Origin of the sequence: Sphingomonas sp. A2-49 (assembly GCF_025548555.1) — a bacterium.
Classification (GTDB): Bacteria; Pseudomonadota; Alphaproteobacteria; order Sphingomonadales; family Sphingomonadaceae; genus Sphingomonas.
In genome coordinates this window covers 260392-273703 of sequence record NZ_JAJLPA010000001.1, presented here as the reverse complement: position 1 = coordinate 273703, position 13312 = coordinate 260392, and the positions used below count along the sequence as shown (strand labels likewise).

Below are 13312 nucleotides of genomic sequence, written 5' to 3'. Positions count from 1 at the left end.
GGAGGGCGGCGAAATGTCAGCCCTTGATCGCCCTCTCGTGCAGGATCGACGCTACGGTCAGGCCGCGACCAGCCGATAGTCCCTGAACTGTTCGCGCAGCGCGGTCTTGAGCAGCTTACCGGTGGCGGTGTGCGGCAGGCTGTCGACGAACACCACCGCATCGGGCAGCCACCATTTCGCGACCACACCCGACAGATGCGCCACGATCGCGCCTTCGTCGACGTCGCTGTCGGGCTTGCGCACGACGACGAGCAGTGGCCGCTCGTCCCAGCGCGGGTGCGCGATGCCGATCGCCGCGGCCTCCGCGACGCCGGGGCAGCCGACCGCCGCATTCTCCAGCTCGACCGAGCTGATCCATTCGCCGCCCGACTTGATGACGTCCTTCGACCGGTCGGTGATCTGCATCGTGCCGTCGGGGTGGATCACCGCGACGTCGCCGGTGTCGAACCAGCCGTCCGCGTCGATCGCGTCCGCCTCCGCCCCGAAATAGCGTTTGACCACCCAGGGGCCCCGGATGTGCAGCCGCCCCGCGCTGGCGCCGTCGCGCGGCAGGTGCGCGCCGGCATCGTCGATCACCGTCAGCTCGACCCCGAACGGGATCTGGCCCTGCTTGGTCAGGAAATCCAGCTTGCGATCCTTCGGCCAGTCGGCCCAGCCGACCGGCGGCGCGCCCGCGGTCGCGACCGGAGAGGTTTCGGTCATGCCCCACAGGTGCTTGACCTCCACCCCCATGTCCATCAGCCGCTCGATCATCGCCCGCGGCGCGGCGGACCCGCCGATCGTCGCCATCCTCAGATGGGGCAGGGCGGTGCCGGCGGCGTCGAGATGCGCGAACATCGCCAGCCAGACGGTCGGCACGCCCGAGGATATCGTCACGCCCTCGCGGTTCATCAGTCCGCACAGCACCGCGGCATCGTTCACCGCCGAAAAGACCAGCTTCGCCCCGGCGAGCGGCGCCGCGAACGGCGTGCCCCAGGCGGCGGCGTGGAACAGCGGCACCACCGGCAGCAATACCGAGGCGGACGACAGCGCCAGCACCGCCGGCGACACGACCAGCATCGCGTGCAGCAGGGTGGATCGATGTTCGTACAGCACGCCCTTCGGGTGGCCGGTCGTGCCGCTGGTATAGCAGAGCATGCACGGGTCGCGCTCCGATCCTTCGGCCCAGGCATAGTCGCCGTCCTCGGCTTCCAGCAGCGCGTGCAGCGTGCCGGGCCCGTCGCCGTCCATGACGACATAGCGTTCGATGCTGGTCCACTGGCCGCGCAGCCGGTCGACGATCGGCTGGAACGCGCGGTCGTAGAACAGCACGCGATCCTCGGCATGGTTGGCGATGTAGACGAGCTGGTCGTCGAACAGCCGCGGGTTGATCGTGTGGATCACCCCGCCCATCCCGATCGTCCCGTACCAGGCGGCAAGGTGATGGCCGTGGTTCATCGCGAGCGTCGCCACCCGGTCGCCGCGACGGATGCCCATCCGCTCCAGCGCCTGCGCCAGCCGGCGGGCATCGTGCGCGAGGCCGCGCCAGTCGCTGCGCGTCTCGCTTCCGTCGGCCCAGCGGGTGACGATCTCGCGCGCGCCGTGCTCGCGCGCCGCATGATCGAGCAGCGTCGATACCCGAAGTTCGAAATCCTGCATCCCGCCCAGCATCGCCTGCTCCTGTCGGCCGTGCGCCGGTCGCGCCTCGGCATTGCCCCGACCATACCCGACCAAGCAGCAAGGGCAATCCCGCGGGTGTCAGGAATGATTGCCGGCCGGCGGCATTGCGACGGGGCGGGGCCGCGCCTAGCCTGATGTCCGCACGCACCCGCCCCGGAGTCGACGATGATCCCTGCATGCCTGCTGCTGCTCGCAAGTGCGCTGCTGCCAACGATCGGTGGTATCGTAGCGCCGGACGGAACGGCGCTGATCGCGATGGATATCGCGTCGGGGGCGCAGGGCCGTGCCGCGGCGGACGTCTATCGCATCGCGAGCCCGCTGCCGCCGAGGGCGTTCAGCGCCGCCTATGCCGCGGCGGCGCGCCGCGCGGGCTACGAAACCACGTCGAGCGCGCGGATCGTCGTCGGCAGGCGAACCGGCGGCGGCGGCTTCCGCCTCGTCCTCCAACCGCGCGGGCCGGGCTCGACGGGGGTGCTGACGGTCACACGATAGCGAAAGCGATGGCCCGCACGCAGGCGGCTGCCGCGCGAGGTCGGGGCGAACCGCTGTCATACGATCCCTCGACGGAGTGGACGACGGACGCGCGACCGGCCGTCGTCAATCCTTCGAGACGGTCGTGGACTGCGGCGAGACCCGGCCGTTGACCGCGATCGCGGTCGCGGTCGCATTGGGGCGCGCGTTCATCCGCACCGCGGCGGCTCCGGGCAGTCCGGGGAAGCGTGGCCACAGGCCCTGTGCCAGCGCCGACCGGCTGGTCGACGCCTTCCGCCCCGCCTGCGCCTCGTACATCCAATAGTTGCGCAGCACCGTCGTCACATAGCCGCGCGTCTCCCAATAGGGGATGCTCTCGATGTACAGCAGCGGGTCGCCGCCATCCCGCACGATCGCATTCCAGTCGCCGACCGGACGCGGGCCGGCATTGTAGGCGGCGATGACCTTCGGCAGCAGCCCGCCGGTCACGCCCGCCATGTCGCGCAGCCGCTCGAGATGACGCTGGCCGATATCCATGTTCGTCGCCGGCCGGGTCAGCGCCGCCTTGTCGAGGCTCAACCCCTGCTCGCGCGAATAGTCGGTTGCGGCGGCGGGCATGATCTGCATCAGGCCATAGGCGCCGGCGGGGCTGACCACCTTGTTGCGGAAGCCGCTTTCCTCGAGCGTGTGGGCATAGACCAGCGCCCTGTCGACGCGCCATCCGCTCGCCGGGGTCCAATTGGGGGTGGGGTAGCGCGCCTCCGCGGTCGCGACGACGCCCTGCGGGCAATTGTGCGCGAGCCAGACCGTGGTGGCGGGCAGGCTCAGCGCCTCGGCCACGCGGACGAGGCTGCCGAATTCGGCGGGGTCGCCGATCCGGGCCTGCTGGCGCACGACGCTATCGGCAAGGTCGGTTTCGCCGATCTCGGCCAGTGCCGCGGCGACGCGGATGTTGGGCCGCTTGTCGAGCCGGGCCCAGTCCGCCGCGACGACCTGCGTCGACGGTCGTCCCTTGTCCTTGATGAGCAGCGCCTGCCGCGAGAGCTGACCGTAGAAGCTCTCCGAGAATTGCGCGGCCGAGCGCAGCCGCGCCTGAACCTTGTCGGGCCGTCCGCACACCATGTCCGCGCGCGCCGCCCAATAGAGCGCCGCGGCACGCAGGTCGACGTCGCTCGCGCGCGCGGCCACGCCCTCGAACCCGGTTCCGGCGGCGGCGCAATCGGACTGTCGCCAGGCGGCGAGTGCGCCCATCCAGCGTCCCTGCACCGCCCAGTCGCCCGCGCCGTCGCCGGCCCGGGTCGCCATGACGCGCGCATTGGCGTCGTCGCCGGTGAGGAAATACATCCACGCGACCTTCGCCTGCCATTCGGTCTGCGCCTCCGGCGTCAGGCCCTGCGTCGCGTCCAGCAGCGCCTGCGCATCGGGCGCGAGGTCCGCCTTCACGAACGGCTGCATCCGGATCGCGAGGTCGGCGGCGATCTCGTCGCTCCGGCTGCTTTTCGCGCGGACCCGGCGGGGCGCACCGTCCTGCCAGATCAGCCGCTGCGCCTGGGGCAGGGGGGGCAGTTCCACCGCGCCGCGCGTGCGCGCGATCCGCGCGAGATCGGCGGCTTCGGGCAGTTCCGGCGCCTCGTTGAGCAGCGCGACCAGCGGCTCGAGCTCCACCCGGGGCGAACCCTTGGCGGTGAACAGCTCGGCGCGGGCGATCGCGTGGAGCGGGCCGGGCTTCATCGCGTCGAGCCCGATCTGCGCGTTCTGCCACTGGCCGTCGCGGATCGCCTGGAACACCGCGCGATAGCCGTCGCGCTGGCCGGCATCGAGCTGGTCGGGAATCCGGTCGACGGTGCCCGCGGCGGCGAGCCGGGCGTCGCCCGCGGGTGCGTTGGGATCGGCCAAAGCCGGCGCGGCGCCCGCGGGTGCGTTCGGGTCGGCGAGGGCCGGTGCGGCGCTCGCTAGCACGGCGGCGGCCCCGACCATCAGCAGATGCTTTGCGATCACCCGGACAATCCCCCCATCAGCAATTGCAGGTCCCGCCACGCCTCCGCCTTCGCCGCGGGCTTTTCCAGCAGGAAACGCGGGTGGAAGCTGGCGACCACCCCCGTCTGCCCCATCTTATGGTCAAACCGGTGTAAAGACCCTCGCGTCCCCGGCATCTCCGCCCCCAGAATCGCACGGCTCGCCGCATTGCCGAGGCACAGCAGCCGTTTCGGCGCGACCAGACCGACATGATGCTGCGATATCGCGGCGAGCCGCCCCTCGACCTCGCGCGGCATCCGCCCCGCCACCGGCCGCTTCGCACACACCGCGGCGAGGTGGACCCGACCCCGGTCGAGCCCGATCGCGGCGAGCATGCGGTCGAACAGCGCGCCGGGAGCGCCGGTCAGCAACGTGCCCGCCTCGCCGTCGTCCTTGTCGGGGCAATCGACCAAAATCATGATCGCCGCATCGGCCGGGCCGGTCGCGGCGATCGATACGCCGCGCCATTCGACCTCGGGCACGGCATCGCCGATCCGCCACGCGATGAAATCGGCGAGGGCATCGGGCATCGTCGCCGCGGCGGGCGGGACTGGCGTGGCGGCGGTCGCGGCGTGCGCCACGGCCACCGCCATCGGCGAAACAGTCGGCGCGTTCAGCCAGTCTCGCGGCGCATCGTCGACGAGCATGTCGACGCCCGCCTCCTGCCACCAGTCGAGCGCGCTCGCCGCGCTGTCCATCCAGTCGAGATGCTGATCGGCCCCCACGCATTCCCTTTTCTGTAGGTTGACGTTTTCGTCAACTTGCCCGATCGCGGTCCGGAGACGAGACGTTGTCGGCCTGCGCCTGACCGCTATCCCCCGGCGCCGACAACCGCAACCGTATCCGGGAGTGGACATGATGACGACACGCGAGACAGACCGCGAATCGATGCCTTACGACGTGGTGATCGTCGGTGCCGGGCCGGCCGGCCTGTCGGCGGCGATCCGCTTCAAACAGGTCGCGGCCGAACAGGGCGCGGACCTTTCGGTCTGCGTGCTCGAAAAGGGGTCGGAGGTCGGCGCCCACATCCTGTCGGGCGCGGTCATCGATCCGCGCAGCCTCGACGAACTGCTGCCCGACTGGCGCGACGACTGTCCGCTCGCCGAGGTGCCGGTGACCGAGAACCTGCATTGGGTAATGTCGGCGAAGAAGAAGGTGACGCTGCCGCACCTGTGGACGCCGCCGTTCCTGCACAACAAGGGCACCTATACCGGCAGCCTCGGCAACCTGTGCCGCTGGCTGGCGGGCAAGGCCGAGGAGCTGGGCGTCGAGATCTTCCCCGGCTTCGCGGCGGCGGAGATCCTGTTCGACGAGCAGGGCCGGGTGAAGGGCGTCGCCACCGGCGACATGGGGGTCGCCCGCGATGGCACGCACAAGGGCGACTATCAGCCCGGCCTCGAACTCCACGCGAAATACACCTTCTTCGCCGAGGGGGTGCGCGGCCATCTGTCGAAGGAGGTCATCCGCATCTTCGACCTGGCGAAGGACGCGCAGCCGCAGGTCTATGGCCTGGGGGTGAAGGAATTGTGGGACATCGATCCCGCGCTCCATTCGCCGGGTCGCGTCATCCATACGCAGGGGTGGCCATTGGGCGACGATGCCAACGGCGGCGGCTGGCTGTACCATCAGGCGAACGGCCAGGTCAGCCTCGGCTTCGTGACGTGGCTCAACTACAGCAATCCCTATCTGTCTCCGTTCCAGGAGATGCAGAAGTGGAAGACGCATCCCGAGATCGCGGCGATCCTGAAGGGCGCCAGGCGCGTGTCCTATGGCGCGCGCGCGATCAGCGACGGCGGGCTGCAGTCGATCCCGAAGCTGGTCTTTCCGGGCGGCGCACTGATCGGCTGTTCGGCAGGCTTCCTCAACGTGCCGCGGATCAAGGGCACGCACACGGCGATGAAGAGCGGGATGATGGCCGCCGAGGCCGCCACCGAGGCGATCCTGTCGCAGCGTGCGCACGACGAACTGGCCGCCTATCCCGAGGCGTTCGAACGGTCGTGGGTGAAGAAGGAGCTGTCGATCGTCCGCAACGTCGTGCCGCTGGTCAAGAAGTTCGGCGACTTCCTCGGATCGGGGCTGTCGGGCGTGACGATGTGGCTCGAGCATTTCGGTATCCGTATGCCGTTCACGATGAAGCATCATCCCGACCACGAGACGCTGTGGCGCAAGGACATGGTCAAGCCGCCGGTCTATCCGAAGCCCGACGGGGTGCTGACGTTCGACCGCCTGTCGTCGGTGTTCCTGTCGAACACCAATCACGAGGAGGATCAGCCGGTCCACCTGACGCTGCGCGATCCCGACGTGCCGGTCGAATACGACCTGCCGATGTACGACGAGCCCGCTCAGCGCTACTGCCCGGCGGGCGTCTACGAGATCGTCGGACAGGACACCGGCGATCCCAAGTTCGTCATCAACGCGCAGAATTGCGTCCACTGCAAGACCTGCGACATCAAGGACCCGACCCAGAACATCAACTGGGTCGTACCCGAGGGCGGTGGAGGCCCCAACTATCCCAACATGTAACGTTTTCGACGTGGCGCGCGGTGCGGTCCCCGGTCGTCTGTTCGCGGCCATGCCCGCCGCGTTCCTTTTCGCCGCGGCGATGCCGGCGCAGGCCGATACGGGCGGCGTCGCGACCTATCTGAAGGCGCGGGCGGCGGACGGGGACGGGCGCGCCGATCTGGCCGTCGCCGGGTACGCGCGGGTGCTCGCCGCCGCCCCGGCGAGCACCGTCGTCGCCGCGCGCGCGTATCGCGAGGCCCTGGCGGCGGGCGACATCGCGCTCGCGACCCGCGCCGCGGCGATCTTGCGCGGCACGCCGGACGCGCCCGCCGACCTGCCGTTGCTGCCGCTGGCGCAGGCCGCCGCGCGCAACGATCCGGCGGGCGTCGAGGCCGCCGTCGCCGATCTCGCGCGCACCCCGCTCGGCGTTCTCGCGCCGTCGCTGCGCGCGTGGCTTGCGGTTTCGCGCGGGCGCGATCCGGCGCCTGCGCTTGCCGCCGCGGGGAAGAGCCCGGTCACCCAGCGGCTCGCCGCGGAAACCGCGGCCCTGCTGCGGATCGCGCAGGGCGATGCCGACGGCGGGATCGCCGCGGTGCAGGCGCTGCGCGAGGCGGGTTCGCCGATCGACCTGCGCCTCGCGGCGGGGCAATTGCTGTTCGGGACCGGCCATGCCCAACAGGCGCGGGCGTTGCTGACCGGCAGCGATCCGGTGTTCGCGGCCCTGCGCAGCGGTGTGGCGGCGCGGCCGACGCTCGGCTATGGCGTCGCGCGCCTGCTCGGCCGCGTCGCCGGCGATCTTGCCGACCAGGACGCGGCGCCGCTGTCGATCGCACTCGCGCGCACCGCCCTCGTCGCCTATCCCGACAACGATCGTATCCGCCTGCTGCTCGCCGGCGCGCTGGCGCAGGACAAGGCGACCGGACCCGCGCTCGCGGCACTCGACGCGATGTCACCCGACAGCCCGTTCGCCGCCGCCGCCGTGGACGCCCGCATCACCATCCTGTCCGGCGCCGGACGCGGGGATGCCGCGCTGGCGCTTGCCCGCGGCCGCGCCGAACGTACCGGTGCCACGCCCGCCGACTGGCAGCGCTACGCCGACCGGCTGATGCTCGCGAACCGCTTTGCCGATGCCGCGGCATGGTATCGCCGCATCGTCGATGCCGCACCGGACGCCGCGGGCTGGAGCGCGTGGCTGCATTATGGCGGGGCGCTCGAACAGGCGGGGGCGTGGCCCGCCGCCCGCGACGCGCTGCGACGCGCGGTGGTGCTGGCGCCGCGCGAACCGCTGGCGCTCAATTATCTGGGCTATGCCCAGGCCGAACGCGGCGAGAACGTCGCCGCCGCGACGACGATGCTGGAACGCGCGCACGCACTCAGTCCCGAGGATCATTCGATCGCGGATTCGCTCGGCTGGGCCTATTATATGCGTCGCGAGACCGCGCGCGCGCTGCCGCTGATCGAATCCGCCGCAGCGGGCGACCCGGTCAATGCGGAAATCGGCGAGCATCTCGGCGACATCTACTGGGCGGTCGGCCGCCGCTACGAGGCGCGCTATGCGTGGCGCGCCGCCGCGCTGACCGCCGCACCCGCCGACGCGCCGCGGCTCGCGGCCAAGATCGCCACGGGGTTGCCCCGCCGATGATCGTCGAGCGCGCACCCGCCAAGATCAACCTGGCACTCCACGTCCGCCATCGCCGCCCCGATGGCTATCACGAACTGGAGACGCTGTTCGCCTTCGCCGCCGACGGCGACACCGTCACCGTGGTGCCGGCCGGGCGTGACGCGTTCGCCGTGACGGGGCCCTTCGCCGCGACGCTGGTCGCCGGGCCGGCGGGGCCGGGCGGCAATCTGGTCGAGCGCGCGGCGGATGCCTTCCGCGACGCCTTCGCCGTCGAACGCCGCCATGCGATCACGCTCGACAAGCACCTGCCGGTCGCGTCCGGGATCGGCGGCGGATCCGCGGATGCCGCCGCGACGCTGCGCGCGCTCGCGCGGCTGCACGGGATCGCGACAGACGATCCGCGGCTGTTCGTCATCGCCGCGGCGCTCGGCGCGGACGTGCCGGCCTGCCTCCTCGGGCGCACCACGCTGGGCACGGGCAAGGGCGAATCGCTCGTCCCGGTGGACGGGCTCGCCGGCACGCCGCTGCTGCTGGTCAATCCCGGCGTGGCCGTGGCGACGGGGGCGGTGTTCGCGCGCTGGGACGGCGTCGATCGCGGCGGCATCGTCGCAGGGGGCGACCTGATCGCGCGCGCGATCGCAGGACGCAACGACCTGCAACCCGCCGCACTGGCCATCGCCCCGATCATCGCCAAGGTCCTCGAAACGCTTGCGGGCGGCGCGATCCTGTCCCGCATGTCCGGCAGCGGTGCGACCTGTTTCGCGCTGTTCCGCGACCTCGTCGCCCGCGACGCCGCCGCCGTCCGGGCGCGGGAACACGGGTGGTGGGCGCTGCCGACGGTATTGACCTGATCGACCGAAAAGCGACGGTTCCCCTCTTGTTCCCGTAGAACAAAGGTCGTACATGCAGAACAGACGCGTTGCCCCGCACACGCGCTTGCTCTAGCGAGGAACCTCCCGATGGCCGCCAGTCTGAAAGTGATCGATACCGGCATGGCAACCGCTACCACCGACCGTCAGAAGGCGCTCGACGCCGCTTTGGCCCAGATCGACCGTGCCTTCGGCAAGGGGTCGGCGATGAAGCTCGGCGCCAAGCAGTCGATGGAGGTCGAGACGATCTCGACCGGCTCGCTGGGGCTCGACATCGCGCTCGGCGTCGGCGGCCTGCCGCGCGGCCGCGTGATCGAGGTCTACGGGCCCGAATCGTCGGGCAAGACCACGCTCGCGCTGCATGTGATCGCCGAGGCGCAGAAGGGCGGCGGCACCGCCGCGTTCGTCGACGCCGAGCATGCGCTCGACCCCGTCTATGCCAAGAAGCTGGGCGTCAATATCGACGAGCTGATCGTGTCGCAGCCCGATACGGGCGAGCAGGCGCTGGAGATCGTCGACACGCTGGTGCGGTCCAATGCGATCGACGTGCTCGTGGTCGATTCGGTCGCCGCGCTCGTCCCGCGCGCCGAGATCGAGGGCGAGATGGGCGACAGCCATGTCGGTCTCCAGGCCCGGCTGATGTCGCAGAGCCTGCGCAAGCTGACCGGTTCGATCAGCCGGTCGCGGTGCATGGTGATCTTCATCAACCAGCTGCGCATGAAGATCGGTGTGATGTACGGCAACCCGGAGACGACGACGGGCGGCAATGCGCTGAAGTTCTACGCCAGCGTCCGCCTCGACATCCGTCGCACCGGCGCGATCAAGGACAAGGAAGAGGTGACCGGCAACGCGACGCGCGTGAAGGTCGTCAAGAACAAGGTCGCGCCGCCGTTCAAGCAGGTCGAGTTCGACATCATGTACGGCGAGGGCATTTCGAAGATCGGCGAGATCCTCGATCTCGGCGTCAAGGCGGGCCTCGTCGAGAAATCGGGCGCGTGGTTCAGCTACGACAGCGTCCGGATCGGCCAGGGGCGCGAGAATTCGAAGACCTATCTGCGCGAGCATCCCGAGATGGCCGACCGCCTCGAAAAGGCGATCCGCCAGCGCACGGAGAAGGTCGCCGAGGAAATGATGACCGGTCCGGAGGCGGACGACGACCTGTGACGACGCAGCGTCCGGCCGGCAGGATGGATCGAGGGGCTCGCCGGCAACGGCGGGCCCTTTTCGGTTGGCCGCATCGCGATGGGCGCGCTCCGGTGCCCCGAACGCGCGATCGCGACCGCCGCCATGCGCCACGCGGTAACCAGCGCATGGCGATAAGGCCCTGCGTGATCGGGCGGCGCGGACAGCGGGCGGTGCGATGACATCCGCATCGGACTGGACCGGGCGGGTCGGACGGACCTGGGCGGCGGAATGGGCGCGGACCGATCGCTCGTTCGCCGCGCTGACGCCGCATCTCGATGCCGCAATCGCCGCCGCGGCGCCGACCGGTGCGTTCCGGGCGCTGGACATAGGGTGCGGCGCCGGGGCGACCGCGCTGGCGCTGGCGCAGGCGCGGCCAGATGGCGACGTCACCGGGGTCGACCTGTCGTCCGAGCTGATCGCCGTCGCGCTGCGCCGTGGTGGGGAGCGGGGCAATCTCCGCTTCGTCACCGGCGACGCAACCGCGATGGCGGGCGACCTGTCACCGGTCGATCTGTTCGTCTCCCGCCACGGGGTGATGTTCTTCGCCGATCCGGTCGCGGCGTTCGGACGGCTGCGCGATGCCGCGGCTCCCGGGGCCGCGCTGGTCTTTTCGTGTTTCGGCGACCCCGCCGACAACCCCTGGTCGAGCGCGCTGGTGGAGGAGGTCACCGGCACGCGTCCGACGCGCGCGCCGGGATATGCGCCGGGTCCGTTCGGCCTTGCCGATCCGGCGGTCGCCACGCCGATCCTGCACGATGCGGGCTGGCGCATCGCCGGGCGGACCCGTGTCGACTTCCGCTACGTGGTGGGGGCGGGTGCGGATCCGGTGGCCGATGCGGTCGGCTTCTTCCGCCGGATCGGGCCGCTCGCCGGGGCGCTGCGCGACGCACCCGATCCCGTCCTGTCGATCGACCGGCTCAAAACCGTTCTCGCGCGTTATTGCAGCGGCGGGACCGTCGCCTTTCCGGCGGCGGCCTGGATATGGCGGGCACACGCCAGGGGGGACAAGCCATGATTATCGTCCATCACCTCGAGAACAGCCGGTCCCAGCGCATGCTGTGGATGCTCGAGGAGCTCGGCCTCGAATACCAGATCAAGCGCTACGAGCGCGATCGCAAGACGATGCTGGCCCCGCCGGAGCTGAAGCGGATCCATCCCCTGGGCAAGGCGCCGGTCATCGAGGACCTCGACGGCAACGGCGGCCAGATCGTCGCGGAGACGGGCGCGATCGTCGAATATCTGGTCGAGAAGGCGGACGGCCGGCTCGGGCCGCCCGCGCATCGCGACGCCGCGCTCTGCTATCGCTTCTGGCTGCACTATGCCGAGGGCTCGATGATGCCGCCGCTGCTGCTCAAGCTCGTGCTCGGCCGCATTCCGTTGATGGGCAAGCCGGCGATGAAGCGCATCCAGCCGATGATCGACGTCCACCTCGACTATGTCGAATCGCAGCTCGCGCAGCGGCCGTGGTTCGCCGGCAACGACATGACCGCCGCGGACGTCATGATGAGCTTTCCGCTGGAGGCCGCGCGCAGCCGCGCCGGCCTCGACGCGTCGCGCCCGGCGACGATCGCCTGGCTGGACACGGTGCACGCCCGCCCCGCCTATCAGGCGGCGCTGGCGAAGGGCGGACCCTACGCCTACGCCTGAATAACGGGCTTCACCGTCAGTGCAGGCGGTGGGCGGGGGCGTGTGGCGGTTCGATCTCGGCGGGCTCGCGCGGTTCGAACCCGCCCTCCCATTTCGCGACCACCGCGCTCGCCACCGCATTGCCGATGACGTTGGTGGCGGTACGGCCCATGTCGAGGAAATGGTCGATCGCCAGGATCAGCAGCAGCCCGGCTTCCGGGATGTCGAAGACCGGCAGCACCGCGGCGATCACGACCAGGCTGGCACGCGGCACCGCGGCGATGCCCTTCGACGAGATCATCAGGAACAGCAGCATCGCGATCTGCGTGCCGAGCGGCATGTGGATGCCATAGGCCTGGGCGATGAACACCGACGCGAACGTCATGTACATCATCGATCCGTCGAGGTTGAACGAATAACCGAGCGGCAGCACGAAGCTGGCGATCTTGGGTGGGACGCCGAACCGGTCGAGCGCCTCCAGCATGCGCGGATAGGCGGCCTCCGACGAGGCGGTGGTGAACGCCACCAACAGCGGCTCGCGCACGTAGCGAACGAGCTCGCGGATGCGCGGCCCGATGAAGAGGAAGCCGATCCCGAGCAGGATCGCCCACAGGATCATGAGCGCGAGGTAGAAGCTGCCCATGAAGAAGGCGAGCTGGCCGATCACGCCCGCGCCGCGTTCGGCGAGCGTCGCGGTCACCGCGCAGAACACCGCGATCGGTGCGACGCGCATGACGTAATCGGTGATCTGGAGCATGATCGCGACGAGGCCGTCGACCGCGCGGACGATCGGGGCGGCGCGATCGCCCACCGCGGTGATCGCCACGCCGACGAAGATCGAAAAGACGACGATCTGGAGGATCTCGTTGGTCGCCATCGCCTCGACCATCGATGCCGGGACGATATGCGTGATGAAGGTGTTGAGGCTGAACGCATTGGTCGCGACGCCCGCATCCGCGGTTACCGGCGGCAGCGCGAGGCCGATGCCGACGCCGGGCTGGATCGCGTTGACCAGGACCAGCCCAAGCCCCAGCGACAGGAGGCTCGCGCAGACGAACCAGCCGATCGCCTTCGCCCCGACGCGGCCCAGCGCGGCGGTGTCGCCCATCTGCGCGATCCCGCTGACCAGCGTCGCGAAGACGAGCGGTGCGATAATCATCTTGATGAGGCGCAGGAAGATCGTCGTGCCGATCGAGAAATAGCCGGCGATCCCCTTCAGCCGCGCCGCGGCGGCGGGCGTGCCGTCGTCCAGCCAACCGTTGATCGCCAGTCCCGTGACGATGCCGAGCAACAGGCCGATCACGATATACACAGTCAGCCGCTTGGCCATGCACGCACTCCCAGAAGTCCGCCAAGGGAAGGG

General features: G+C 70.2%; 11 protein-coding genes. 7 read left to right on the top strand and 4 right to left on the bottom strand.

Annotation, left to right across the window (positions count from 1 at the left end):
- Positions 1 to 57: 57 nt before the first annotated feature.
- The gene (locus tag LPN01_RS01285) at positions 58 to 1650 is read right to left on the bottom strand and encodes a long-chain fatty acid--CoA ligase (RefSeq protein WP_262826546.1); all 1593 of its coding nucleotides are present in this window, start codon (positions 1648 to 1650) and stop codon (positions 58 to 60) included.
- Positions 1651 to 1824: 174 nt separating this feature from the next.
- Here LPN01_RS01285 and LPN01_RS01280 point away from each other — a divergent pair, with 174 nt between their 5' ends.
- Positions 1825 to 2151, top strand: coding sequence for a hypothetical protein (locus LPN01_RS01280; RefSeq protein WP_262826545.1), 327 nt, complete (start codon positions 1825 to 1827; stop codon positions 2149 to 2151).
- A 105-nt stretch (positions 2152 to 2256) separates the two neighbouring features.
- Here LPN01_RS01280 and LPN01_RS01275 read toward each other — a convergent pair whose 3' ends face one another.
- Together LPN01_RS01275 and LPN01_RS01270 are read right to left on the bottom strand one after the other, a co-directional pair.
- On the bottom strand, positions 2257 to 4107 hold the full coding sequence (locus LPN01_RS01275; RefSeq protein ID WP_410482784.1) for a lytic transglycosylase domain-containing protein: 1851 nt from the start codon (positions 4105 to 4107) through the stop codon (positions 2257 to 2259).
- A gap of 17 nt (positions 4108 to 4124) precedes the next feature.
- Positions 4125 to 4871: a uracil-DNA glycosylase gene (locus LPN01_RS01270; RefSeq protein ID WP_262826543.1), complete on the bottom strand. Its 747-nt coding sequence runs from the start codon at positions 4869 to 4871 to the stop codon at positions 4125 to 4127.
- Positions 4872 to 5034: 163 nt separating this feature from the next.
- On the opposite strand from LPN01_RS01270, the gene LPN01_RS01265 reads away from it, so the two are divergent.
- The 6 genes from LPN01_RS01265 (at position 5035) to LPN01_RS01240 (ending at position 11970) form a co-directional block, all read left to right on the top strand.
- Positions 5035 to 6669: an electron transfer flavoprotein-ubiquinone oxidoreductase gene (locus LPN01_RS01265; protein ID WP_262827038.1), complete on the top strand. Its 1635-nt coding sequence runs from the start codon at positions 5035 to 5037 to the stop codon at positions 6667 to 6669.
- 10 nt (positions 6670 to 6679) lie between these two features.
- Entirely contained in the window at positions 6680 to 8290 is a 1611-nt protein-coding gene (locus LPN01_RS01260) for a hypothetical protein (RefSeq protein WP_262826542.1), read from the top strand.
- A complete protein-coding gene (locus LPN01_RS01255; protein WP_262826541.1) occupies positions 8287 to 9120 on the top strand; it encodes a 4-(cytidine 5'-diphospho)-2-C-methyl-D-erythritol kinase in 834 nt (277 codons plus the stop codon). Before LPN01_RS01260 ends, LPN01_RS01255 begins: the two co-directional genes overlap by 4 nt.
- Positions 9121 to 9228: 108 nt before the next feature.
- On the top strand, positions 9229 to 10302 hold the full coding sequence (gene recA, locus LPN01_RS01250; protein ID WP_316746455.1) for a recombinase RecA: 1074 nt from the start codon (positions 9229 to 9231) through the stop codon (positions 10300 to 10302).
- Positions 10303 to 10498: 196 nt separating this feature from the next.
- Positions 10499 to 11338 carry a class I SAM-dependent methyltransferase gene (locus LPN01_RS01245; RefSeq protein ID WP_262826540.1) on the top strand — a complete coding sequence of 280 codons (840 nt, stop codon included), beginning with the start codon at positions 10499 to 10501 and terminating at the stop codon, positions 11336 to 11338.
- On the top strand, positions 11335 to 11970 hold the full coding sequence (locus tag LPN01_RS01240; RefSeq protein WP_262826539.1) for a glutathione S-transferase family protein: 636 nt from the start codon (positions 11335 to 11337) through the stop codon (positions 11968 to 11970). Before LPN01_RS01245 ends, LPN01_RS01240 begins: the two co-directional genes overlap by 4 nt.
- 16 nt (positions 11971 to 11986) lie before the next feature.
- On the opposite strand, the gene LPN01_RS01235 is transcribed toward LPN01_RS01240, so the two are convergent.
- On the bottom strand, positions 11987 to 13279 hold the full coding sequence (locus LPN01_RS01235; protein ID WP_262826538.1) for a dicarboxylate/amino acid:cation symporter: 1293 nt from the start codon (positions 13277 to 13279) through the stop codon (positions 11987 to 11989).
- Positions 13280 to 13312 lie beyond the last annotated feature (33 nt).

Excerpts from the sequence above, each read along its gene's own strand:
- LPN01_RS01285 (WP_262826546.1), bottom strand. The coding sequence starts at position 1,650 with ATGCTGGGCGGGATGCAGGATTTCGAACTTCGGGTATCGACGCTGCTC.
- LPN01_RS01280 (WP_262826545.1), top strand. The coding sequence starts at position 1,825 with ATGATCCCTGCATGCCTGCTGCTGCTCGCAAGTGCGCTGCTGCCAACG.
- LPN01_RS01275 (WP_410482784.1), bottom strand. The coding sequence starts at position 4,107 with ATGGTCGGGGCCGCCGCCGTGCTAGCGAGCGCCGCACCGGCCCTCGCC.
- LPN01_RS01265 (WP_262827038.1), top strand. The coding sequence starts at position 5,035 with ATGCCTTACGACGTGGTGATCGTCGGTGCCGGGCCGGCCGGCCTGTCG.
- LPN01_RS01255 (WP_262826541.1), top strand. The coding sequence starts at position 8,287 with ATGATCGTCGAGCGCGCACCCGCCAAGATCAACCTGGCACTCCACGTC.
- recA (WP_316746455.1), top strand. The coding sequence starts at position 9,229 with ATGGCCGCCAGTCTGAAAGTGATCGATACCGGCATGGCAACCGCTACC.
- LPN01_RS01245 (WP_262826540.1), top strand. The coding sequence starts at position 10,499 with ATGACATCCGCATCGGACTGGACCGGGCGGGTCGGACGGACCTGGGCG.
- LPN01_RS01240 (WP_262826539.1), top strand. The coding sequence starts at position 11,335 with ATGATTATCGTCCATCACCTCGAGAACAGCCGGTCCCAGCGCATGCTG.
- LPN01_RS01235 (WP_262826538.1), bottom strand. The coding sequence starts at position 13,279 with ATGGCCAAGCGGCTGACTGTGTATATCGTGATCGGCCTGTTGCTCGGC.